We start from the raw sequence: 21,518 nt of genomic DNA, 5'->3' as shown, positions 1-21,518 counted from the left end.
GTTGAGTACGTCGATTTCTAGGCGGAGACACCGGTTGAGACGAGGCCGAGCGCTTCACGCAAACGAAGAAGGGTCGTTTCGAGAGCCATCTGCATATTCAGATGCCGCGTGGCTTGCTGCCGGGTTCGCTCGATGTCACTCAAAAGAGTCACAAGCTGGTCGATGTCCGCCCGCTGGGCGTAGTGCTGCAAGTCGGCGAGCTGGTCGAGATGAAGAATCTGGTCTCGGTCTCCACCGATGATGAGGATGGCAAGATCGCGGATCCATCGCGTGAGCCAGATGAGCGTTTCCTCTCCGCGGTCGGACTTGGCTAGACTCTCGGCTGCTAAGAGGATAGCCGTGCTTGATGCCAAAGACTGTGGCTTCACCAATGTGAGCCATTCGTGTTGTCGTGTCCGAACCTCGGCAACGTTGGTTTTGAGCGCTTCTCCTATGCGTCCATCAGCAAGGACGGCCAGGAAATGGGCATCACTCGGCGGAAGCTCACGTGTGAGTATCACTGCCGCTTCGACTTGTGTCAGGGCCGGGGCGGTAAAGCGGAGTGCGTGACAGCGTGATCGGATGGTGATCGGAAGTGCATGTGGTCGGCTGGTCACAAGGATAAAAAGTCCATGCCCAGGTGGTTCTTCCAAAGTCTTGAGCAGTGCATTGGCTGCACCGATGGTCAAACGATCGGCTTCGTCGATCAGACAGATCTTCCGTTCCCCGAGGAGTGGTCGATAGATGAATTGCTGTTCGATCTCTCGGACCTGCTCAATTTTGATTTGCGGTGTTGATGATTCGGGGTCCGGTTCGATCACGAAACAGTCAGGGTGAGTCCGAGTCGCGATTTGCAAGCAGGATCGACAGTGGCCACAGCTGTCGGAATTGTCCAGGGTGCTCGGTTCTTCACAGTTCAAGGCCTGGGCTAGCCGTAGGGCAGTCATCCACTTTCCGATCCGGGCCTCGCCGTGGAAGAGATAGGCATGGGCCAGGCGCCCATTACGCATACTTGCCTGGAGTATGCTGATGGGGTGTTCGTGTCCTATGATCTCAGCGAAGGGCATGTATCCTAAGGGCGATGTGGTTTTGGGAAACGATGGGTTTTTAGCCAGTTGGTAACGAGATCTTCGACTGTACGTTCGACCGATTCAATCGAGGAGGATGCGTCAATCAGTCTGATCCGCCGATGCTCTTTTTTCGCGAGCGTCTGAAATCCTGCGCGGACCTTCCTGTGGAACCGTTCGGCTTCTCGATCCAATCGATTTTGCGTGGAGCTTTGGCCTCGCCTTCTCCGCAGTCCCACGGGAACGGAAACGTCGAAGAGCAAGGTGAGATGGGGGACCAACCCTCCGGTCGCCCAATGATTCATCGTGCGGAGGATTCGTAGGTCCAACCCACGCCCGTACCCCTGGTAGGCCATCGTTGAGTCGGAGAATCGATCGCACACCACGGTCTTTCCTTGTGCGAGGGCAGGCTTGATGACATGATCGACATGCTGACGCCTGGCTGCCAGAATGAGCAACGCTTCTGTTTCCGAAGCGATGGATTCCTTGTGCTGGTCGAGGAGGATGGTGCGAACTTGTTCAGCGAGAAAGGTTCCTCCTGGTTCGCGTGTACGGAGCACCGTGTATCCATGGTTGGTGAGGCACGCACAGAGCCTGCGGGCCTGTGTCGTCTTCCCGCTTCCCTCACCCCCTTCCAGAGTAATGAACATGCCCGGTGATTGTCGGGCGGCACTCGGCATACGAATACCTCGTCGCGTCCTTCAAAAATGACGACGATCCTATGTCAGCCCATTGTGAATAGCAAGACCAATACCGTTTTGAAACATGGCCGAACTGACCTCCTAACCCATTGAAAATTACAATAAAACGCTTGCGAGGTCTGTCCGGAACTCTGTAAGATGAAACATCCAATCTCTTCCCATTGGCTGGGTGTCGGTGATTCATGCTTAAGACCGCTCTACGACGGTACTTTCTGACGGGACTGCTCGTTGTCATTCCCATCTGGGGTACGATTCTGATCCTGAAGACGCTCTTTACCGCGCTTGATGGCATTTTAGGTGATGCCATGGCGGAATTAGTCCCGGACCACTACATCCCGGGATTAGGCATCGTGACCCTCATTCTGCTCATCTTTTTTGTCGGGTTGTTTGCGGCGAATTTTATTGGGCGCCAGATTGTCGGGCATTGGGAGGATTGGCTTACCAAGCTGCCTCTCGTCCGCGGGATTTATTCTACTCTCAAGTCTATGATGGATATTCTTTCTTTTTCGGAGCGAGGGTCCTATCGCCGTGTGGTTTTGATCCAATTCCCTAAGAACGGTCATTATTGCTTCGCATTCGTGACGGGGATGACGAAGGGCGAAACCACGGCGCTGGGGCAAGATGCGTTGGTCCATGTCTATGTACCGACGTCGCCTAATCCGACGTCCGGTTATTTTTTGCTCGTGCCGGAACGGGAAGTAACGTCCGTTGATATCAGCATTGAGGAAGCGATGAAGCTGATCGTCTCAGGCGGCCTGTATACGCCCTCTGGCACCATCGCATCGGCGCTCAACCCTGAAGCAAAGTGGAGTCAGATTAAACAGCCGGATGTCGGTGTGCCGATCGGCTGATTGAGTCGCCCCCTGTTCTTGCGAAGATATTCTCACGTAGGGAGCGTGACATGAAACACGCAACAAATCACCAGAAGCCTTCCCAATCTATTCCTGGCCTTGGGGTTATTGTGATGGCGGCTGGTCTGGGCAAGCGGATGAACTCCAATTACGCTAAAGTTCTCCATCGTGTCGCGGGGCAGGCGATGGTACTTTATGCGGTCGATGTGGCATTACGACTGGCAGGGCATCGCATTGCGGTGGTGGTCGGGCATCAGGCGGACCGGGTTCAGCAGGTCATTGAAGCGGGTGTGGTTGGGAGACCGGGGGCCGAGCGGCTACATATTGTCGAACAGGCGAAGCAGCGTGGGACTGGGCATGCCGTGATGCAAAGCCGCCCTGTGTTCGTGGATGAGAAAGCCACAAGGCCGACGCAGTACCTCATTCTTAACGGTGATACACCGTTGTTAACGGAACAGACTGCACGCGAGCTCTTGCGGGCTCATCAGTCACAGAATGCGACGGTCACCCTCCTGACGGCGAAACTTGACGATCCCACCGGATATGGCCGAGTCATTCGTCGGGAGTCCAATGGCCCTCATGGCTCGGTCGCCCCTCCCGATGTGCTCAAGATTGTCGAAGATCGAGATGCCACTCCAGATGAGCAAGCCACACATGAAATTAACGTGGGCACGTATGTCGTATCCGGAGAGTTTCTTTTCGATGCTCTGGACAAACTCGAGCCTGATAATGCACAGGGGGAGTTCTACTTGACCGACATCGTGCACATGGCGGAGGCGCAAGGTCGGCGTGTCGCCGCAGTGACCCTTCAAGACCCGGATGAAGGTTTGGGGGTCAACACGCGACAACAGTTGGCGGCTGCCGAACGGGTTGTCCGGCAGCAGATTTGCGAGCGCTGGCTTGATGCCGGCGTGACAATGCGAGATCCTCGTTCAGTATGGCTTGATGCCGGCGTGACCATCGGGAAGGATTCGGTGCTCTATCCGAACGTGACACTGGAAGGAAAGACGGTGATTGGGGAGGGAACGACCATTCGTTCCGGTGTCCGTATTTCGGATTGTGTAATTGGAAATGACGTAGAGATTCTCGACCATTGTGTGCTGTGTGAATCCCATGTCGACGATGAGGCTCATCTCGGGCCATTCGTCCATCTCCGTCCGGGTGTCGTGGTGCGACGGAAAGCGAAGGTGGGCAATTTTGTTGAGATGAAGAAGACTGAATTAGGGGAAGGGTCAAAGGCTAACCACCTGAGTTATTTGGGTGATGCCACGATCGCTGAAGGTGTCAATATCGGGGCCGGTACCATTACGTGTAACTATGACGGCATGCGCAAGCATAAAACGGTGATCGGCAAGAATGTATTCCTGGGCAGCGATACGCAGCTCATTGCGCCCGTCACGGTCGGAGAGGGATCGGTGGTGGCGGCGGGAACGACAGTCACCCAGGACGTACCACCTGATTCCTTGGCGATCGCCCGTGTGGCGCAAGTGAATAGAGTCGGATGGGTGGCTAAACGGCGTGCCGTGCTGGCTATCGGGGCATCGAATGGAAAGTCTGCACGTATTGATGAGATCTCGAAGGCGACAGCTAAGAAGGTAGTACCTCGGACGAAGAAGGGACGAGCGAAGTCAGCGAAAAGGTGAGTAGGAGGGGTGTTGGAACCACCCGTCCGCCTATCCGTTCAATCTGATCTCGGAGAGACGACCTATGTGTGGAATCATCGGATACGTTGGGAATCAAGAGGCTGTGCCGATCCTGATCGGTGGTCTGTCGAAATTGGAATACCGCGGGTACGATTCATCGGGTGTCGCGGTTCTGCAGGGCCGGAAGATTGCCGTCAGGCGGAGTGTAGGGAAGCTGGTGAACCTCCAGAATTCGCTCAAGACCAACGAGTTGAAGGGAACGGTCGGTATCGGTCACACCCGATGGGCAACGCATGGAAAGCCGTCGGAACAGAATGCCCATCCCCATCGGTCGAAAGGCTGTGTGCTGGTTCACAATGGAATTATTGAGAACTATCAGCAGTTGAAGCAGCAGCTGGAAAAAGATGGATACAAGTTCGTGTCGGAAACGGATACCGAGGTCGTGGCGCATCTGATCGATAAGTACCTTCAGCGAGGAGGCTCGTTGGCCGAGGCGGTTCGATTAGCCACGAAAGATGTCCGAGGGAGTTACGCGTTGGCCGTCATTTCGGAACGAGAACCTGGCACATTGATCGCTGCGCGGTCGGGTTGTCCTCTGGTGGTCGGTCGAACAAAAGACGCGTCCTACGTTGCATCGGATGTCATGGCCATGCTCGCCCATACAAGAGACGTGACCTATCTTGAAGAAGGGGATGTCGCGGTTGTGACTCAGTATGGCGTAGACCTCAGCGATGCCGACGGTCACGCGGTTGCGCGCAAGTCGTCGACCATCACGTGGGATGCGTCGGCGGCAGAGAAGAGCGGCTATCCCCACTTCATGCTGAAAGAAATTCACGAACAACCTCAGACGATTCTTGATACGATGCGTGGACGGTACTCCTATGAAACCGGTGAAGCGGATTTACCTGATATCGGGTTGACTCCTGCTGAGTTCGCTTCGATGGAGCGGATTTGGATCGTCGCCTGCGGGACATCCTGGCATGCGGGGCAGGTGGGTAAGTATTTGTTTGAGGAAATGGTCCGCACTCCCGTGCAGGTCGACATCGGCAGTGAGTTTCGGTACCGCGATCCGCTGGTTGGGAAGAATGATTTATTCATCACGATTTCTCAGTCCGGTGAGACGGCCGACACCTTGGCCGCTGCGCGGGAGGCGAAGGGAAAGGGGGCGCGCGTCGTCTCCATCGTCAACGTGGTAGGGAGCACATTGGCGCGTGAGTCGGACGGAGTGCTGTACACCCATTGCGGCCCTGAAATCGGAGTCGCGTCCACCAAAGCCTTCACGGCGCAATTGACCGCACTCTATTTATTAGCCTTGCATTTTGCCCGAGTTCGTAATGTGATGAAGGAGGCTGATGGCAAGGCCTGGTTGGACCGGTTGGTCCGCCTTCCGGTATTGGTGGAGAGCGTGCTCCAGCGAGAGGCGGAGATTGTGGCGATCGCCAAGCGCTATTACAAGAAGCGGAACTTTCTATTTTTGGGGCGTGGCATCAACTACCCCATTGCGCTGGAAGGTTCACTGAAGCTGAAAGAAATCTCGTATATTCATGCTGAAGGCTATGCGGCTGGAGAAATGAAACATGGGCCGATCGCGCTGATCGACAGAGATATGCCGGTTGTGGTGTTGGTGCCACGGGATCGGCTCTACGACAAGACGGTCAGTAATCTGATGGAAGTCAAAGCGCGCCATGCGCCGGTCATCGCGCTGGTAGCCGAGGGGGAGCGAGAGCTGGGCAAGATTGCGGATGCGATCTTCACTGTGCCGGATACCCATCCACTGATTTCCCCGATTTTGTTTACGATTCCGCTTCAGCTCTTGGCCTATCATATCGCAGTGCTTCGAGGAGCGGATGTGGATCAACCGCGCAACCTCGCGAAGAGTGTTACCGTCGAGTAGGGGCGAGGTGAGGTAAGAAAGTCCGACGATGGAGATCACGCAACAGGACGTTGAGAAGGTGGCGCAATTGGCACGATTGGCCGTGACGTCTGCGGAGAAGGACACCTTTGCCCAACAATTGAGTCAGATTCTGACGCATGTCGACAAGTTGAATCAGTGTGATACGACGGGAGTCGAGCCGACCGTAACCGTCATGGGGCAAGTGAATATTTTTCGCGAAGATGTCATACGCCCGTCTCTGCCTTCGGATAAAGCTCTGGCGAATGCGCCGGAATCTGAGGCAGATGGGTTCGTTGTACCTAAAATTTTAGAGGAGCGTTAACCGTCAAACGACTGTTTTTCCGAATGGAAGCCTCGAAAGGCCAAGCGAAGTTTGACGAATGACGAGAGGGATCGATGTTTCGACAAATGCTGCGTTCAAAAATTCACCGTGCGACTGTCACGGGTGCGCATCTCGAATATGAAGGAAGCTTGACGATCGACCAAGATTTGATGGAAGCGGCCGGCATCCTCCCGTACGAAGCGATTGTCTGCTCTAATTTGAATAACGGTGAGCGCTTCATGACGTATGCGATCAACGGGGCACGAGGAAAGGGAGAGATCATTCTAAACGGACCAACGGCAAGAAAAGCGGCAGTGGGAGACCAAATCATCATCTTCTGTTACGAGTATTATGGGGAAGAAGAAATTAAGAAACACGCACCAAAAATCGTCAGAGTGAATGAGAAAAACCGAATTGTGACCGTGAACTGATAGACCGAACCAGGCAAGGTTGTTTGACCGTCCGTCTTGCCCCCACTCACCATCTGTGTTGAGAGCGAACGATTCATGTCTCTTCATAAACTAACCCTCATTGACCTTCAGCGAAAATTTGCAGCGGGAGAAGTCACGGCGACGGAGATCGTACGGGCCTATTCTCTTCGTATCAGCCAGGTAGAGCCGAAGGTGAAGGCCTTCGTGACGCAAACACGAGAAGCGGCGTCTGAACAAGCTGAGGCCTTAGATCGGAAGCTCAAGGGTTGGAGAAGGACCGTGCCGCTCAGCGGGATGCCTTTGGCTGTCAAGGACAACATTTGCACGGACGGAGTTCCCACGACGTGCAGCTCTCGCATGCTGCAGAACTTTGTGCCGCCGTACGACGCCACGGTCATCAACAGGTTACGGGCACAGGACTACGTGCTATTGGGAAAGACGAATCTCGATGAGTTTGCGATGGGATCCTCGACGGAAAATTCTGCATTTGGTCCTAGTCGGAATCCTTGGAATCTCCAGTGCGTCCCAGGTGGATCAAGTGGGGGCTCCGCGGCGGCCGTTGCGGCAGAGGAATGCGTGGCCGCGCTTGGTTCGGATACCGGAGGTTCCATTAGACAGCCTGCAGCTTTCTGTGGGGTCGTAGGATTGAAACCAACCTATGGACGGGTGTCTCGATATGGGTTGGTGGCGTTTGCCTCCTCATTGGATCAAATCGGACCGATCACGAAAAATGTATCCGATGCGGCATTCCTGCTTGGAGCCATCGCCGGGCATGATCCACTAGATTCTACGTCGATTAATCGGCCTGTGCCGGACTATCTGAAGGCGCTGCAGAAACGGGATCTCAAACGCCTGAGAGTCGGCGTGCCGGTGGAGTTTTTCGCCGAAGGGCTTGATCCGGAGGTCGATCGTGCGGTCCGGTCTGCGATCGAGGAGTTGAGCCACCTTGGTGCAGAGGTGAAGGAGATTCGGTTGCCAAGGACTGATGCTGCTGTGGCGGTCTACTACGTGGTGGCGACGGCGGAAGCCAGCTCCAATCTTGCCCGTTTCGACGGCGTCAAATTCGGGTTTCGTGCGAAGGAAACCAAAGACCTGCTCGATCTGTACATCAAGACGAGGCAGGAGGGGTTTGGGCCGGAAGTGAAGCGGCGGATTATGCTGGGAACCTATGTGCTCAGTGCCGGGTATTACGATGCGTACTATGGGAAGGCCCAAGCCGTCCGAACGTTAGTCTGTCAGGATTTTGAAGCCGCGTTCAAGGAAGTCGATGTCATCGTCACCCCGACAGCACCAACGCCGGCATTCAAGCTGGGAGAAAAGAGCGAAGATCCATTGCAGATGTATCTCTCTGATATTTTCACAATTTCCGTCAATTTAGCAGGGCTGCCGGCAATTTCACTACCCTGCGGGTTCAGTAGAGCAGGACTGCCGATCGGGTTACAACTGATCGGGCGGGCCTTTGAGGAAGAGACTGTGCTCCGGGCGGCACATGCCTATGAACAATAGGCACAATGGTATCAGAAGAAGCCTACAATACGGTAGGAAACGGAGCGAGTGAGGATACGCAAGAATGGCACTGAAGAAAGAAGAGAGCAGGAGGAATGCCAACTATGACCACTGTTGAGATCGCCGTGCTGCTCGTGGCCGTGGCTTTTGCCGTACTGGTCGGGTGTTTGGTGCCGGTGTTGATGCAAGTCCGGAAAACCGTCGCTGAGTCCGAACAGCTGCTTGCAAAGTTGAACGTCGAAGTGCCGGGTCTCGTGGCGGAACTCCGGTCGATGACCCAGAACTTGAACGAGGTGACGAATCAGGCTCGTGATGGAATCGACCATGCCGCAGTTCTCCTGCATGCAGTGGGCGAGGTCGGTGAATCGGTCCAACAGGTTCATAATGTCGTTCGTGGATCGAGCGGGACGCTGCTCAACAATGTCGCGAGCATGGTGGCTGGTTTCAAGGCGGCAACTCACGTCGTGCGTGAACGCATGAAACATGAAGGAGGGACTCATAATGGCGGATGATCGAGGAACATCAGCGGCAGTGTTATTGGCATTTCTAAGCGGGGCGGCGATGGGTGCGGTGGCTGCATTGCTGTTGGCCCCGCAGTCCGGGGATGAATCACGTGATCAGCTTCGGAGGTATGCGCGCCGTGCAGAGCATGATCTTCGTGACCTCGCGGGTCGAGCCGGTGAGGCGTTTGAAGACGTTGTCGATCAGGGCAAAGACTTTGTTGAGACGAAACGATCAGTCCTTCGGGAGGCATTCGATGCCGGGCGAGAGGCGATGAGGCGGGAGCGGGGACATGCCCAGGATGAAGGAGCAGAACGAGGGTGACCTACGAAACGGTAATCGGGGTCGAAGTGCATGCACAGCTGCGGACTAAGTCAAAAATGTTCTGTGGGTGTGCGACGACGTTCGGCTTATCAGCCAACAGTCAGACATGCCCGGTGTGTCTCGGTTTACCTGGGAGTCTACCGGTTATCAATCGAATGGCAGTGGAAATGGCGGTTCGAGCAGGGCTGGCGTTGAACTGCACGATTACCGCGAACAACCAGTTCGCCAGGAAGAACTACTTCTATCCTGATTTGCCGAAGGGGTACCAAATCTCCCAGTACGAGTCCCCCATCTGCCAACATGGTTGGATTGAAATTACTGGTGCCGAAGGGACTAAACGCGTTCGCATCCGCCGGGCCCATCTCGAGGAGGATGCCGGGAAAAATGTCCATGAGACGGGTGCTGGAGGGAGCCGAGTGGATTTGAATCGTGCCGGCACCCCATTGTTGGAGATCGTGACAGAACCCGATATGCGGTCGGCTGACGAGGTGGTCTCGTATCTCAAAGGTCTGAGGGACATCTTGATGTACCTTGAGGTCTGTGACGGCAATATGGAAGAGGGAAATTTTCGGTGCGAGCCCAACGTCTCGCTCCGTCCGGTTGGACAAAAAGAGTTTGGCACAAAAGTCGAGCTGAAGAACATCAACTCGTTCAAGTATGTGAAGGATGCCGTGGAGTATGAGATCAAACGGCAGACCAAGGTCTTACGTGGTGGTGGGAAAATCTACCAGGAAACCAGGTTATGGAATATCGAGCGGGGTGAAACTGCGGTCATGCGATCCAAGGAAGAAGCCCATGACTATCGGTATTTTCCGGACCCAGATCTCGTACCGCTGAAGTTGGAACCGGCATGGGTTGATGGGTGTCGATCATCGTTGCCGGAATTGCCGGTTGTACGCATGCGCCGATTCGTCGAGCAGTATGGACTCCCGGAGTACGATGGAGGGGTGTTGACGGCCTCGAGGGCGATGGCGGACTATTTTGAAACGTGCGTGTCGCAGTTCAATCAGCCCAAAACCGTGAGCAACTGGGTGATGGGGGAGCTGACGAGAGAGTTGAATAACTCTGGGACAGATATTGCCGCTTCGCCTGTGAGCCCTGAACGACTTGTCGATCTCCTACAACTGGTAGACAAGGGTACGATCAGTTTAAAAGTTGCCCGGGACCTATTTCCGGAACTCTATACAAGTGAAATGTCGCCGGAGCAGATTGTGCAAGAGAAAGGCCTGACGCAGGTTTCCGACGAAGGGGCACTGGGGAAGGTGATCGACGAAGTGTTGGCAAAGAGTCCGGCACAAGTCGCCCAGTTCAAGGAAGGGAAACACCAAGTTCTTGGTTTTCTGGTAGGGCAGGTGATGAAGGCGAGCGGAGGGAAGGCGAATCCAGGGAAGGTGAATGAGTTGCTCAGGAAGAAGCTCGTAGACGAAAGCACTGGGTTGGATGCGTAGCCAAATGAATGCAGGGGGAGAAGAGGTATGAGCGTAATCAGAGAAATTCGAGGCAGACAAATCATCGATTCGCGGGGTAATCCAACCATTGAAGCGGAGGTCACGCTTGAAAGCGGCGCGAAGGGGCGAGCTGCAGTGCCGTCCGGTGCTTCAACTGGTGAAAAGGAAGCGATTGAACTCCGTGACGGTGATAAGAAGCGTTGGATGGGAAAGGGCGTCTCTAAGGCGGTGGCCAATATCAGCAAGGTCATTGCACCGAAACTGTTGGGAAAAGAAGCGTTTGATCAAGCCGGCATCGATCGGGCCATGATTGCGCTGGATGGAACGAAGACAAAGGGGAAGCTGGGAGCAAATGCAATTTTAGGGGTATCGTTGGCTGTGGCAAAGGCTTCGGCGAATGAAACAGGGCAGCCGCTGTATCGCTACTTAGGTGGGACCAACGCGCGAGTACTTCCGGTCCCGCTGATGAACATCATCAATGGCGGAGCCCATGCCGACAATCGGTTGGATCTCCAAGAGTTCATGATCATGCCCGTGGGGGCGAGTCGATTTAGCGATGCTCTCCGCATGGCGACCGAAGTCTTTCACTCGTTGAAGGCACTCTTAAAGAAGAAAGGGCTCAACACGGCCGTAGGAGATGAGGGTGGATTTGCCCCGGATCTCCAGTCCAATGAAGAGGCGCTGAGTTTGATCTCTCAGGCGATCGAGGAGGTCGGCTACAAGCCAGGTCGTGATATCGCACTCGCATTGGACTGCGCAGCAAGCGAGTTTTATGACAAGGGGCGGTATGTCCTTGAAGCAGAGGAAAACTCAGAGCGTTCGTCGGATGAAATGATCAGTTACTACAGTGCGTTACTGGATCGCTATCCGATCCTCTCGATTGAGGATGGGTTAAGCGAACTGGATTGGAAGGGATGGAAGATGCTCACCGAAAAGTTGGGCAAGCGGGTACAGCTGGTCGGTGACGACATCTTTGTGACTAACGTAGAGATTTTTTCCAAAGGCATCAAGGAAGGAATCGGAAACTCGATTCTGATTAAGCTCAATCAGATCGGGACACTGACTGAAACCTTGGACGCCATCGAACTTGCCAAACGGTCCGGGTACACGGCGATCATTTCACACCGGTCTGGTGAAACAGAGGATACGACGATCGCGGACATCGCGGTCGCGACGAACAGCGGATTGATTAAGACTGGATCGTTATCTCGAACGGATCGTGTGGCAAAGTATAACCAGTTGCTTCGAATCGAAGAAGAGCTAGGAACAACCTCTCTGTATCGGGGGCGAGAGGCCGTACCTGTCAGAGCGTAGTTGCTGCTCAATCGGTGGATCACCAGATGACTATCAAGCGGAATCGTGGCCGTCAATGGCTGGAGTGGCAGCGTCGTGTCCTCACCATCGTTCAGGTGGGCGGTGTTGCCGGTTGCGTCTGGCTGTTGGTGGCGTTGTTTTCAGGAGAAATGGGCCTCACGCGGTACCTATCTATGCGCGAACAGGCTAGGGGTTTGGAGCAAGAGCTTTCGACCTTGCGTAGAGAAAACGTCGAGCTGCAAAGCGATATCCACCGTTTGCAGCATGACCCGGCTAAGATTGAGCAGCTGGCTCGGGAGCAATTGGGGTATGTGCGGAAGGGTGAGACAGTGTATCAGCTCGTGCCAGGTTCAGAAAAGAAATCGGGAGCTTATCCTAAACCATGAAGTTCGGAACAGTTGCCATCATTGGACGGTCCAATGTGGGGAAGTCGACCCTGCTCAATCATTTGTTGGGTGAGAAAATATCGATCGTCTCGAGTAAGCCTCAAACCACGAGGACCAGAATTATGGGGCTCGTGCATGTTGAGGGGGCACAAATCGCCTTTCTGGATACGCCGGGTCTGCATAAGCCGGAGCACTTGCTCAACCGGCGGATGGTGCGAACCACCGTCGAGACATTGGAGGAGGCCGATCTCCTCTACATGCTCATGGAAGCGACAAGTCTGCCGGGGCCAGGAGATATGGCGGCCATCAAGTATATGAAAGAGGCTCTGGCCAAACGGTCCAAGCCGGTGATCCTAGTCGTGACAAAAGTTGATCTCGTGAATCGGCACAAGCTGCTTCCGGTTCTCGATCGTTACGGCAAGCTCTACGCCTGGACTGAGGTTGTGCCGGTTTCGGCAATGAAAGATGACAATATTGATCGGTTACTTGCTGTCACCGTGCCCTATCTTCCTTCGGGAGACGGTGCGTATGACGACGATGTCGTGACCGACCAGACCATGAGGACGCTGGCAGCTGAAATGATTCGGGAGAAGGTGTTGCAAGAAACTGAGGAAGAGGTTCCGCATGCCGTAGCCGTCGAGATCGACTCGTTTGTTGAGGAGGGGAAGCTGGCCAAGATACAAGCTTCGATCCTGGTGGAGCGTGAAACGCAGAAGGGAATCTTGATCGGAAAACAAGGAGAGCGACTGAAGGCGATCGGGACTCAGGCACGAATCGATATGGAGCGAGTATTCGGCATGAAAGTGTTTCTTGAGTTGTGGGTGAAAGTCCGAAAATCCTGGCGCGAGAATGAACAGACGCTGGTGCAGTTGGGGTATTAAGGGAGTATGCAGCCGACGGAACAACCGATACAGCCACGCACGCCGGAACAACGCACTCGCGTGTCTGAGCGCGATGTGTTGCGGGAAGTCTTGCGTGATCAGTCTGATCGTGGGCAGACGAAGTCAGACATTGTGATTCAATCGGTCCAGAAGTTGTTGCGCCGGGGAGCGATCACGAATCTTTCCAGGATGTTGGGGCGCATGCACCCCGCTGATATCGCAAAAGCCGTCACGCATCTCTCATCGCCCAAGGAAAAGCGAGAGGTCTTTGAGCTGGTTCGAGGCGAAGGTAAGCGGGGCCAAGTGTTGAGTGAGCTCGACGGTGAAAGCATTCAGCAGGTGGTTGCCGATCTGCTCCATTCTGATATCGCGTGGTTATTGAAGGATCTTGGCCCTGACGATGTGGCGTATATCCTTGGGTTTCTCCCAGAAGACCGTAGTAATGAAATCCTCGCTTTGATGAAGGCTGAGGATTCGACCGAAGTCGCCGACATCCTTAAATATCCGAAAGATACGGCCGGCGCCATCATGACCACGGAATTTTTTTCCTTGGCGGAGGATACGACGGCGCAGGAAGCTATTCGCCGGTTGCAACAGGCGACCGATGCGGAAATGGTCTTCTATATCTATGTGACGGATAAGGATGATCATCTAGTCGGTGTCCTTTCGCTCCGGCAGCTTCTCACGGTTCCTCCGACGACACCGCTCAAGAATATTATGACCCGTGAGGTCATGAGCGTTGCGATCGATATGGACCAAGAGGAGGTGGCCCGCCAAGTCGCCAGCTATAACTTGCTGGCCATTCCCGTCGTCGAGCGGGACAGCAAGCTCGTGGGCATCATTACCGTCGACGACGTCGTCGACGTTATTCGGGAAGAAGCGACTGAGGATATGTTGAAGATGGCCGGCGCGATCGAAGAGGATCCGACGTCGAAGCCGTCGAGTTTTGGCTCCGCGAAGCTCCGACTTCCATGGCTTTTCACGAATCTCATCGGCAGCCTCTTGTCCGGCGCCATTCTCTGGTATTTCCGGTATACGATCCAGGAAGTTGTGGCGATCGTGAGTTTTATTCCTGTCATTGCCGCGATGGGTGGCAATGTTGGCTTGCAGTCCTCGACTCTGATTATTCGGGGGTTGGCCACCGGTACGGTTGAACTTAGCCATGTGTGGCCGGTCTTCTTTCGTGAAGCGAAGATTGGTTTGGTCATGGGTCTGGCTTGCGGAGTCACCTTGACGCTGGTTGGGTGGGTCTTGCAGCAAGGCTTTTTGGGTATGGTTGTCGGAACGTCCCTGATCATTGCCTTTTTGGTATCGACGAGTATGGCGACGATTATGCCGATTGCCTTGAAACGGATGGGGGTCGATCCTGCAATAGCGGCCGGCCCTTTTGTCACGACGGCCAATGATATTACCGGAATTACGATCTATCTAACCTTGGCCACACTTTTCTTGGAGCATCTCCGGTAAAGACGGCATGCACGTGGTCAGGCTGTTTCCGTATTGGAGCGTAGGGGAACCAGTGTGGCTCTCGTAAAAACGACGGCGATCATCTTGAAGAGTCAAAGGTGGGGAGATGCCGACAGGATCGTTACATGCTATTCCAAGAACATGGGAAAGATACGAGGGGTCGCTCGTGGTGCCCGCCGTCAGAAGAGCCGCTTCGGCGCTGCCCTTGAACCATTCAGCCTGTGTCGTTTGAATCTGTTTGTAAAGAATGGCGACTCACTGTTCAGAATCTCACATGTCGACCTTGTCAGGTCCTCGCAGGGCTTGCGAGAGGATCTTCGCTTAATGGATTCAGCAGCACGAATGGTCAACGTCGTTTCGGCTATTACTCCAGATGGAGATCCGGACCCTCCTCTCTTTGATACGCTGGAGCAGGGGCTCGTATCGCTTCAGAAAAGCGATGACCCTTCCTTTACGGCCTTGCTCTTTCAAATACGGTTGCTGGGATTAACTGGGTTTCGACCTCAGACTGAGCGTTGTGCCACCTGTGGGAAGAGCTATCTGGTCGGCGAGCCTCAATTTTCACCTAGTGCTGGAGGGCTTGTATGTCAGATCTGTGCGGCACACCAACGTGTGCGATGTGTCGCGCTTTCTCGAGGAGGCCTATCGTTTCTTCAACAAGCCATTCGGCTAACACCTGCTATCCTCACTCGGTTGCGGGCTACGGGGCAGGTGAGGCGTGAGGTTGAGGAGGCGATTGAGGGGTACATGACGGTCGTAGTTGGTAAACGGCTGCCACCTGTGAACTTTTTGTCCGTTGCCTTGCCGGGATGAGCTTGAGAGGATAATCGAAGAGGGAAGTATGACCGTTCACGCAGTAGAGCCGCGAGATATGGAATGGCACGACAAAGGAGTCCTGGGGATTCGGTGGAGTGACGGGCACCAGGGGATTTACCCGGTTCGCTATTTGCGCCAGCGTTGCCCCTGTGCTGCTTGTGTCGATGAATGGACCGGAGCACGCCGTCTGACACCTGAAGATGTCCCGCTCTTGATCATGCTTCAGGACATTCAGCCGGTCGGCCGGTATGCATTCCAATTTAAGTGGAGTGACGGCCATGATACGGGTATTTATTCCTATGATTTGCTGAGGACGCTGTGCCAGTGCGATGTCTGTCAACCGATTAAACCGGTGGAAGCAAAATCCAAACGGCTTATGTGAGGATATACGGCATGGGAACTATAGATATCAGCTGGAGAAAGAGGTTGAGACTCTGTGGTTCCTTGGTGCTCGTGCTCTTCGTCGGATGTACAGGTATGCCCACGTTGGAGGAGCAACAGCGTTTCGTGCAGGCTGAGAACCTGGTGCTGGATCAAATCACGACGGAAGCGGTCGTCAGCACGTGGGGCACTCCTCCTCTCTATCATAATGAATTCTCCTACTTTTTTGTGATGCCTGATTTCAGCGTAATTCCTCAGTCGCGTGTAGCTCATGGAGAAGCGCCAAAGGGGTGGAAAGCTGGTGTCCATGCTGGCGAAGGTGTCTATTTCGCCTATCCCGATCGTGGATGGCTGCTGGTATTTCTCGATGAGCGTCTTGTCTACAAGGAAAAACTCAAGCCTGAGGAGTTACACGCTCTTGCTAAGGCCTGGTCCTATGAAGACCGGTTTAAGACCAGGCTTGATGAAACGTTCAAGCCCTAGTTCTTCCGATTAAAATTCTACCCGGACTCACTATCACTTGATAGTCCAAAGAAATCGTAAGGCGGAAGAGGCGGCATATCGTGATGGCAACCTCAGAAGCTGTTCCGTATGCAAAGACCGGTGGCCTGGCCGATATTGTTACAGTATTGGCAATGGAGCTGTCTGCGTTGAGGCATCGTGTGACATTGGTATAGCCTAGATACCGAAGCCAAACGACACAAAATCCTTGCCGAGAGGTCATGCGATTCTCAATTTTAGTGATGGAGACGAAGATCGAGATAACGGTCGAAGAGGAGCTTGTATCGGTTACGGAAACCTCACACCCGCTGGGGGTATTTGTCGTACGGTATGATCAGTATTTTGATCGCCTAGGAATTCATCAAGATGATCTTCATGACTATCCGGACAACCTCCTAGTGAGTGTTAAATGAAACATTAACCCCATGGCCAAGTTTCCCAAGTAGAGTCTTGGCCTTTAGCACGTAATAAGAATTTTCTTCTTTGTGCAAGGTGATAACCGAAACAAAGAAGTCACGCGCACTATCGATATCTCCTTGATCCAGGGCAAGCTCTCCAGCGTGTAGAGCACAGGCAGAAACCATAGCCTCGACATCAACAGCGACCCGACTGGCTGGATTGGACACTAAGCGTTCAAGACGGGTGGGCAGAGGAAGGACGAATCCTTCATGAGCCACCGGGCCCTCCCCACTGGCTGAACGAAGCTGTTCCAAGTCTGAGACCGCTTGGCCAAAATCTGAAGTTGACCTGCAATCGGCATAGGTGTTCCACAATGACATAAACCCACTATTAGCTGATTCCGTAACTTGGGTTGAGAGGCCGCTCGTACAACCAGCGACAAGTATTGCCATTCCCACACCAAGTAGCCCGTGTACGAGACATTCTCTGGCATTAACTGTAGGTTTTATCATCACGATCTCCCTAATATGAGGGCGTATTAAAGCAAGTAATGGGCCAGATATGTATCTGCACAAATTAAAAGAAAAAAATTGATATACTGATCAGCTTACTGCTTGAAAAATGTGGTAATCGTGACTCACTGTCGTGTTATTGACACAGTCAGCGTAAGTGGAGAAGTGTGGTAGGAAAGCGTGTTTGTGTTAAGGACTACGAGTTAAAGATTTGGACAAGAATCCCTGTTCGAGTTGTGGCGTTGGTTTTTCGCATGATATGTTTGATGTGTTCCTTTACGGTTTGTTCTGTGATTTGGAGGGCATTAGCAATCTCTTTATTAGTCCACCCTTTCGCTAAATGTTCAACGACAGACTGCTCACGATTTGTTAACTGGAACCGTTCTCGCGCATGTTCCGTGTTCAAGTTTTGTTTTCGCCCCAACTCTTCCATCGTAACTACCAACCTGGCGTACTGAACGCCTCCTCGATCGGGCAAGCCGAACCCTCTTAGGAGGATTGGCTGATTAGGATCGCCCGTTACGCGTTTGAGTTCGAATTGTTCCCAATCTTTGGCCTCTGTTCGTATATGAAGGGCCTTGATGATTTCTGCGCAGAGTTCAGTCATAGCTGTTGGGAGAACTCCTCGTGCTGAGACCGCAGTGTTACCGCCATGCTCGGCAGCGTTGATCTTCTTCGCAAGCTCTGCAGCTTGCCGATTCATATGCAGAAGTTGCATGGACGCTGAAAGCACTACAATACCCGACCCTGCTCTCTGATCAGCAAGCGCATCCGTTTGGTCGATACCTTTAGGCAAGTCGGTCATATCTAAGCCTACCCCATAATCTTGCTGCAGAATCAGGAGTGAATATCGATCAGCAACTTGAATCAGGACAACCAGGATCTTTTCTCATAGGATACCGTGATAGTACCTAACCCTTTCGAGGGAGTCAACATAATACCTTTGAGAGAGCGTCCTACATCATCGGTATTGTTGATTCCAATAGCGACTCATATTATTCACCACGGAATCTGAATTTGTTGTCCAAGCTGGCAAAGCGTAGGTTTGAGTTGTGCTTATGTGGCAATCGAACCAGATGAACCATGGAAAATGCAAAGCTATTTTATGTTAGGAGGATCGACGTGACGTCAACGGATTGGGAATGGGCAATAGGGGATAGTCATAAAAATCACAATGAACGGGTGGCGCTACTGAGGCCGATCCCGTATGAAATGATATCTTCCGAGCAGGGTGGTAATAGTTGTAGGGCAAAGGGCGGGAGAGCATTGTCACTGAATATTAGTAGCGGTGGTATGTTGATCCTGATGGATCAGACCCCAGCCATCGAGCAGGTGCTGAAAATCCACGTGCCAACACCTGTAGCAATTGCTGAGACACCAACGCTTGCAGAGGTTCGGTGGATCAGAAGACTGCCGTTCGGAAAGTCAAATGGTAATGTAATGCACTTCGTCGGTCTGAGGTTCATGTTTTGATTTTGTAATGTTATAGGTATCTACTTTATTTCCGCGCCGATGTTGGTTCGCAATAGGTGTAGAAGGATTCAATGAATTTTATACCTAACCAATATACCATTCGCTGATTGGTGAGACCTTCCTGAGTCCTATTATTTTTAATATCAAGTCAGTATCAAACGGAGAATGTAAAGTTGAAGGGGTACTTATAAAACTGAAAAGCAGGTGGCGCTGAGAATCATGAAGCCTCTTAGGATTAAGCGCGTATCCAAAGATGAGATACTCGTCATGGGTATCAGGCCTTACGAAGAGAAGCAAACTCCACGCCAGAGTATCTCCTAAGCGTCAGTCCGAGTGTGGAGACAGCATTGTCGTAGCCGAGACAATGACGCTGTATAGATATAGTCTCTTGGTTAAGTGAGTATGAAATTTTTCAAGAGGAGAACCTGGTATGTACCAGGATGGCGGTAGCCTGTGAGAGCGTTTCACTCCGTTATATTATATAATGAGGAGCTCTAGCATGTACGATGCCATCTCAGGAAAATTGAGTAGCTGCGAGATGCATTGGTATGTAGTTTGTACGAAGCCAAACCAGGAAAAGCAAGCTTCGCTAAATATTGGCCGCTTAGGTGTGGGATGTTTCTTGCCGTTGTTACAAGAACGAAAGATTATCCGCCGCAAATCAAGAATGGTCGTTACGCCTCTCTTTCCTGGATACTTGTTCGTTAGAATCAATATGTCAGAACACTATCGTATGGTGACTTATGCTAGGGGAGTCCAAAAAATAGTGGAGTTCGGCTCAGGTCCGGTGGAGGTTAGTCCTGCGGTAATCGATGCCATTAGAAGTAGAATCACAGACTCGAGCGTTTATGCCATTGATGAAGCGAAGGAACTAAAATTAAATAGTGGTCAGCCTGTTCAGATCAAAGAGGGGCCGCTAGCAGGGCTTGAAGCCGTTTTCATGCGCGAATTGCCAGGGCGCCAAAGAGCTATGGTTCTTCTCCATGCTCTCGCCCTCCAGGCGAGAGCTGTGGTAGACATTGACCAGCTTGTCCCGTACTTAGCAGCATGAGCCAAGTTTTCTCGAATATTTAGCGGCTCGCCCTACATTAGATAGCCGATGGTATTGAAAGAGTAGCTTCTGTCAGATATTTTGACCTGAGGTGGGAGAAAGCGGCATGAAAGCAGTAATTCTTGCAGGAGGAATGGGAACTCGGCTATCCGAAGAGACCTCACTGCGGCCTAAACCCATGGTCGAAATCGGAGGGAAGCCGATTCTGTGGCATATCATGAAGATCTATGCAGCCCAGGGCGTGAAGGAGTTCATTATTGCCCTCGGTTACAAGGGAGAAATGATTAAGGAATACTTCCTTAACTTTTACGCCTTCAATAAAGATATTTCGGTCGATCTTGGAAGCGGGAAGACGACAATTCATGATGGGAAACAGCATGAAGATTGGACGGTCCATCTCGTGGATACCGGTCTACATACTCAGACAGGGGGCCGTCTTAAGCAGCTCAAGAAATGGCTTGAGCACGATAAGACCTTCTTGTTTACATACGGAGACGGGGTCTCAGATGTGGACATCAAGGCTACGATCAAGTTCCATGAGTCACAGGGTAGATTGGCTACGGTGACAACGGTTTTGCCTCCTGCGAGGTTTGGACGGCTGGAGTTCGATCATGATCGCATTGTCGCTTTTCGTGAAAAACCTCATGGCGATGAAGGCTGGATCAACGGAGGGTTCTATGTCCTCGATCGTAAGACTCTTGAATATATCAAAGGTGATGAAACGGTGTGGGAGAAAGAGCCGCTCGAACGACTTACGAAAGAAAATCAACTGACGGGCTATCGGCATGAGCGATTTTGGTCCTGTATGGATACTTTGAAGGAAAAAGTCTATTTAGAGGATCTCTGGCAGTCAGGAAAGGCGCCATGGAAAGTGTGGTAGTGGTGCTATCGTCTCAGGTTTTGTCACCACCGGCGGTGGTGTAAATTGGGGTAAATATTGAGAGAGGACCTCGACGGACGTGTCGTAACGCCTCCGTAACTCCTCGTTGAAAAGCAGTAGAATGCGGCATGTCTGCAGGTGCCCGCAAGAGCGGTATCTCGTGCGCAGGTTCTGTTATTCCTCCGGTAGTCTCAAGGTAAAGTTCGCATGGAGTGGAAACCGTCTACTGACCTAAGTATTGCAACAGGAGAATCATTTCTTCTGTCGACAAATGGCGGGAAATTGGTAGTGGGAAAGGATAAGCCCGATAATGCTGGATCCAATGAGCTTCTCAGGAAAGGCCGTGCACCTGCGCGCGCGTGCACCTGCGCGCGCGTTGTCTTCGCCAGCAATTCCAACGGGCAATCTTTATGTTAATGTTGGAGGCAATGAAGAACGATGCAGTCGTCGAAGGTGTTCCAATGCATTGCGGGGTCCGATATCTTCGATCATCCATTAGGTGTGTAACGACGGCCCAAAGCGCGTATCACGCCGGCTATGTCGTTAACGCATTTGGACTCTAGGCGGAGGGTATTGCCCTCGACTATGGATTTACCGACCGGCATAGGATTCTCCTAATCCAAGAGATTGTACTTTTATTCGAGTGAGCCGTTCGGGTCGATTCGAATGAGCATCAATCCTGTTCCGGATTTGAAGAATCCATTCTTGGGCGGTCAACTCACTGTGGCGGAAACCTGGAAGTCGAGCCAAACTTGTCGATGTCAGAAATCGGAAGCTTGAAATGGATTTC

The 21,518-nt window shown here is 52.7% G+C and carries 25 protein-coding genes; 21 read left to right on the top strand and 4 right to left on the bottom strand.

Going from position 1 to position 21,518, the window contains the following annotated elements; genetic code table 11:
- Positions 1 to 17: 17 nt before the first annotated feature.
- Positions 18 to 989, bottom strand: a complete 972-nt coding sequence (holB, locus tag IPM58_17150) for a DNA polymerase III subunit delta' (GenBank protein MBK9308765.1) — start codon at positions 987 to 989, stop codon at positions 18 to 20.
- 62 nt (positions 990 to 1,051) lie between these two features.
- Entirely contained in the window at positions 1,052 to 1,696 is a 645-nt protein-coding gene (locus IPM58_17145; GenBank protein MBK9308764.1) for a dTMP kinase, read from the bottom strand.
- Positions 1,697 to 1,929: 233 nt separating this feature from the next.
- On the opposite strand from IPM58_17145, the gene IPM58_17140 reads away from it, so the two are divergent.
- The 18 genes from IPM58_17140 (at position 1,930) to IPM58_17055 (ending at position 16,826) form a co-directional block, all read left to right on the top strand.
- Positions 1,930 to 2,598 (top strand): DUF502 domain-containing protein, encoded by a 669-nt coding sequence (locus IPM58_17140; GenBank protein MBK9308763.1) that lies wholly within the window; start codon positions 1,930 to 1,932, stop codon positions 2,596 to 2,598.
- 50 nt (positions 2,599 to 2,648) lie between these two features.
- A complete protein-coding gene (gene glmU, locus IPM58_17135) occupies positions 2,649 to 4,241 on the top strand; it encodes a bifunctional UDP-N-acetylglucosamine diphosphorylase/glucosamine-1-phosphate N-acetyltransferase GlmU (GenBank protein ID MBK9308762.1) in 1,593 nt (530 codons plus the stop codon).
- 64 nt (positions 4,242 to 4,305) lie between these two features.
- Positions 4,306 to 6,135: a glutamine--fructose-6-phosphate transaminase (isomerizing) gene (glmS, locus tag IPM58_17130; protein MBK9308761.1), complete on the top strand. Its 1,830-nt coding sequence runs from the start codon at positions 4,306 to 4,308 to the stop codon at positions 6,133 to 6,135.
- Positions 6,136 to 6,163: 28 nt separating this feature from the next.
- Positions 6,164 to 6,457: an Asp-tRNA(Asn)/Glu-tRNA(Gln) amidotransferase subunit GatC gene (gatC, locus tag IPM58_17125; protein MBK9308760.1), complete on the top strand. Its 294-nt coding sequence runs from the start codon at positions 6,164 to 6,166 to the stop codon at positions 6,455 to 6,457.
- Positions 6,458 to 6,531: 74 nt separating this feature from the next.
- The gene (locus IPM58_17120) at positions 6,532 to 6,888 is read left to right on the top strand and encodes an aspartate 1-decarboxylase (GenBank protein ID MBK9308759.1); all 357 of its coding nucleotides are present in this window, start codon (positions 6,532 to 6,534) and stop codon (positions 6,886 to 6,888) included.
- A 75-nt stretch (positions 6,889 to 6,963) separates the two neighbouring features.
- On the top strand, positions 6,964 to 8,394 hold the full coding sequence (gatA, locus tag IPM58_17115; GenBank protein MBK9308758.1) for an Asp-tRNA(Asn)/Glu-tRNA(Gln) amidotransferase subunit GatA: 1,431 nt from the start codon (positions 6,964 to 6,966) through the stop codon (positions 8,392 to 8,394).
- A gap of 104 nt (positions 8,395 to 8,498) precedes the next feature.
- Positions 8,499 to 8,906: a DUF948 domain-containing protein gene (locus IPM58_17110; GenBank protein MBK9308757.1), complete on the top strand. Its 408-nt coding sequence runs from the start codon at positions 8,499 to 8,501 to the stop codon at positions 8,904 to 8,906.
- Positions 8,896 to 9,219, top strand: a complete 324-nt coding sequence (locus IPM58_17105) for a YtxH domain-containing protein (GenBank protein ID MBK9308756.1) — start codon at positions 8,896 to 8,898, stop codon at positions 9,217 to 9,219. Before IPM58_17110 ends, IPM58_17105 begins: the two co-directional genes overlap by 11 nt.
- Positions 9,216 to 10,667, top strand: a complete 1,452-nt coding sequence (gatB, locus tag IPM58_17100) for an Asp-tRNA(Asn)/Glu-tRNA(Gln) amidotransferase subunit GatB (GenBank protein MBK9308755.1) — start codon at positions 9,216 to 9,218, stop codon at positions 10,665 to 10,667. The genes IPM58_17105 and gatB overlap by 4 nt, the downstream gene beginning before the upstream one ends.
- A gap of 27 nt (positions 10,668 to 10,694) precedes the next feature.
- Positions 10,695 to 11,981 carry a phosphopyruvate hydratase gene (gene eno / locus IPM58_17095; protein MBK9308754.1) on the top strand — a complete coding sequence of 429 codons (1,287 nt, stop codon included), beginning with the start codon at positions 10,695 to 10,697 and terminating at the stop codon, positions 11,979 to 11,981.
- Between the two features lie 26 nt (positions 11,982 to 12,007).
- Positions 12,008 to 12,367 carry a septum formation initiator family protein gene (locus IPM58_17090; GenBank protein MBK9308753.1) on the top strand — a complete coding sequence of 120 codons (360 nt, stop codon included), beginning with the start codon at positions 12,008 to 12,010 and terminating at the stop codon, positions 12,365 to 12,367.
- The gene (gene era, locus IPM58_17085) at positions 12,364 to 13,248 is read left to right on the top strand and encodes a GTPase Era (GenBank protein ID MBK9308752.1); all 885 of its coding nucleotides are present in this window, start codon (positions 12,364 to 12,366) and stop codon (positions 13,246 to 13,248) included. The genes IPM58_17090 and era overlap by 4 nt, the downstream gene beginning before the upstream one ends.
- Positions 13,249 to 13,377: 129 nt before the next feature.
- Positions 13,378 to 14,715, top strand: a complete 1,338-nt coding sequence (gene mgtE, locus IPM58_17080; GenBank protein MBK9308751.1) for a magnesium transporter — start codon at positions 13,378 to 13,380, stop codon at positions 14,713 to 14,715.
- A gap of 54 nt (positions 14,716 to 14,769) precedes the next feature.
- On the top strand, positions 14,770 to 15,528 hold the full coding sequence (recO, locus tag IPM58_17075) for a DNA repair protein RecO (GenBank protein MBK9308750.1): 759 nt from the start codon (positions 14,770 to 14,772) through the stop codon (positions 15,526 to 15,528).
- A 28-nt stretch (positions 15,529 to 15,556) separates the two neighbouring features.
- Positions 15,557 to 15,913 carry a DUF971 domain-containing protein gene (locus IPM58_17070; GenBank protein MBK9308749.1) on the top strand — a complete coding sequence of 119 codons (357 nt, stop codon included), beginning with the start codon at positions 15,557 to 15,559 and terminating at the stop codon, positions 15,911 to 15,913.
- Between the two features lie 95 nt (positions 15,914 to 16,008).
- Entirely contained in the window at positions 16,009 to 16,395 is a 387-nt protein-coding gene (locus IPM58_17065; GenBank protein ID MBK9308748.1) for a hypothetical protein, read from the top strand.
- Positions 16,396 to 16,478: 83 nt separating this feature from the next.
- A complete protein-coding gene (locus tag IPM58_17060; GenBank protein MBK9308747.1) occupies positions 16,479 to 16,589 on the top strand; it encodes a glycogen/starch synthase in 111 nt (36 codons plus the stop codon).
- A gap of 45 nt (positions 16,590 to 16,634) precedes the next feature.
- Positions 16,635 to 16,826, top strand: a complete 192-nt coding sequence (locus IPM58_17055; GenBank protein MBK9308746.1) for a hypothetical protein — start codon at positions 16,635 to 16,637, stop codon at positions 16,824 to 16,826.
- Here the strand turns inward: IPM58_17055 and IPM58_17050 are convergent.
- Together IPM58_17050 and IPM58_17045 are read right to left on the bottom strand one after the other, a co-directional pair.
- A complete protein-coding gene (locus IPM58_17050; GenBank protein ID MBK9308745.1) occupies positions 16,809 to 17,324 on the bottom strand; it encodes a hypothetical protein in 516 nt (171 codons plus the stop codon). The genes IPM58_17055 and IPM58_17050 overlap by 18 nt on opposite strands.
- 196 nt (positions 17,325 to 17,520) lie before the next feature.
- A complete protein-coding gene (locus IPM58_17045; protein MBK9308744.1) occupies positions 17,521 to 18,129 on the bottom strand; it encodes a response regulator transcription factor in 609 nt (202 codons plus the stop codon).
- 317 nt (positions 18,130 to 18,446) lie between these two features.
- On the opposite strand from IPM58_17045, the gene IPM58_17040 reads away from it, so the two are divergent.
- From IPM58_17040 to rfbF, 3 genes are all read left to right on the top strand, one after another.
- Positions 18,447 to 18,797 carry a PilZ domain-containing protein gene (locus tag IPM58_17040; protein ID MBK9308743.1) on the top strand — a complete coding sequence of 117 codons (351 nt, stop codon included), beginning with the start codon at positions 18,447 to 18,449 and terminating at the stop codon, positions 18,795 to 18,797.
- Between the two features lie 499 nt (positions 18,798 to 19,296).
- Positions 19,297 to 19,848, top strand: coding sequence for a hypothetical protein (locus IPM58_17035; GenBank protein ID MBK9308742.1), 552 nt, complete (start codon positions 19,297 to 19,299; stop codon positions 19,846 to 19,848).
- A 106-nt stretch (positions 19,849 to 19,954) separates the two neighbouring features.
- Positions 19,955 to 20,728: a glucose-1-phosphate cytidylyltransferase gene (gene rfbF / locus IPM58_17030; GenBank protein MBK9308741.1), complete on the top strand. Its 774-nt coding sequence runs from the start codon at positions 19,955 to 19,957 to the stop codon at positions 20,726 to 20,728.
- Positions 20,729 to 21,518 lie beyond the last annotated feature (790 nt).

This window comes from Nitrospira sp., assembly GCA_016715825.1.
Classification (GTDB): domain Bacteria; phylum Nitrospirota; class Nitrospiria; order Nitrospirales; family Nitrospiraceae; genus Nitrospira_D.
Note: the sequence above shows the minus strand (reverse complement) of the source record. Positions and strands in the feature narration are given on the sequence as shown.

Excerpts from the sequence above, each read along its gene's own strand:
- IPM58_17035 (MBK9308742.1), top strand. The coding sequence starts at position 19,297 with ATGTACGATGCCATCTCAGGAAAATTGAGTAGCTGCGAGATGCATTGG.
- gatA (MBK9308758.1), top strand. The coding sequence starts at position 6,964 with ATGTCTCTTCATAAACTAACCCTCATTGACCTTCAGCGAAAATTTGCA.
- IPM58_17140 (MBK9308763.1), top strand. The coding sequence starts at position 1,930 with ATGCTTAAGACCGCTCTACGACGGTACTTTCTGACGGGACTGCTCGTT.
- IPM58_17055 (MBK9308746.1), top strand. The coding sequence starts at position 16,635 with ATGCGATTCTCAATTTTAGTGATGGAGACGAAGATCGAGATAACGGTC.
- rfbF (MBK9308741.1), top strand. The coding sequence starts at position 19,955 with ATGAAAGCAGTAATTCTTGCAGGAGGAATGGGAACTCGGCTATCCGAA.
- IPM58_17090 (MBK9308753.1), top strand. The coding sequence starts at position 12,008 with ATGACTATCAAGCGGAATCGTGGCCGTCAATGGCTGGAGTGGCAGCGT.
- gatC (MBK9308760.1), top strand. The coding sequence starts at position 6,164 with ATGGAGATCACGCAACAGGACGTTGAGAAGGTGGCGCAATTGGCACGA.
- IPM58_17070 (MBK9308749.1), top strand. The coding sequence starts at position 15,557 with ATGACCGTTCACGCAGTAGAGCCGCGAGATATGGAATGGCACGACAAA.
- IPM58_17145 (MBK9308764.1), bottom strand. The coding sequence starts at position 1,696 with ATGTTCATTACTCTGGAAGGGGGTGAGGGAAGCGGGAAGACGACACAG.
- holB (MBK9308765.1), bottom strand. The coding sequence starts at position 989 with ATGCGTAATGGGCGCCTGGCCCATGCCTATCTCTTCCACGGCGAGGCC.
- glmU (MBK9308762.1), top strand. The coding sequence starts at position 2,649 with ATGAAACACGCAACAAATCACCAGAAGCCTTCCCAATCTATTCCTGGC.
- IPM58_17045 (MBK9308744.1), bottom strand. The coding sequence starts at position 18,129 with ATGACCGACTTGCCTAAAGGTATCGACCAAACGGATGCGCTTGCTGAT.
- era (MBK9308752.1), top strand. The coding sequence starts at position 12,364 with ATGAAGTTCGGAACAGTTGCCATCATTGGACGGTCCAATGTGGGGAAG.
- IPM58_17065 (MBK9308748.1), top strand. The coding sequence starts at position 16,009 with ATGCCCACGTTGGAGGAGCAACAGCGTTTCGTGCAGGCTGAGAACCTG.
- IPM58_17105 (MBK9308756.1), top strand. The coding sequence starts at position 8,896 with ATGGCGGATGATCGAGGAACATCAGCGGCAGTGTTATTGGCATTTCTA.
- IPM58_17120 (MBK9308759.1), top strand. The coding sequence starts at position 6,532 with ATGTTTCGACAAATGCTGCGTTCAAAAATTCACCGTGCGACTGTCACG.
- IPM58_17060 (MBK9308747.1), top strand. The coding sequence starts at position 16,479 with ATGGCAACCTCAGAAGCTGTTCCGTATGCAAAGACCGGTGGCCTGGCC.
- glmS (MBK9308761.1), top strand. The coding sequence starts at position 4,306 with ATGTGTGGAATCATCGGATACGTTGGGAATCAAGAGGCTGTGCCGATC.
- eno (MBK9308754.1), top strand. The coding sequence starts at position 10,695 with ATGAGCGTAATCAGAGAAATTCGAGGCAGACAAATCATCGATTCGCGG.
- IPM58_17050 (MBK9308745.1), bottom strand. The coding sequence starts at position 17,324 with ATGATAAAACCTACAGTTAATGCCAGAGAATGTCTCGTACACGGGCTA.
- IPM58_17110 (MBK9308757.1), top strand. The coding sequence starts at position 8,499 with ATGACCACTGTTGAGATCGCCGTGCTGCTCGTGGCCGTGGCTTTTGCC.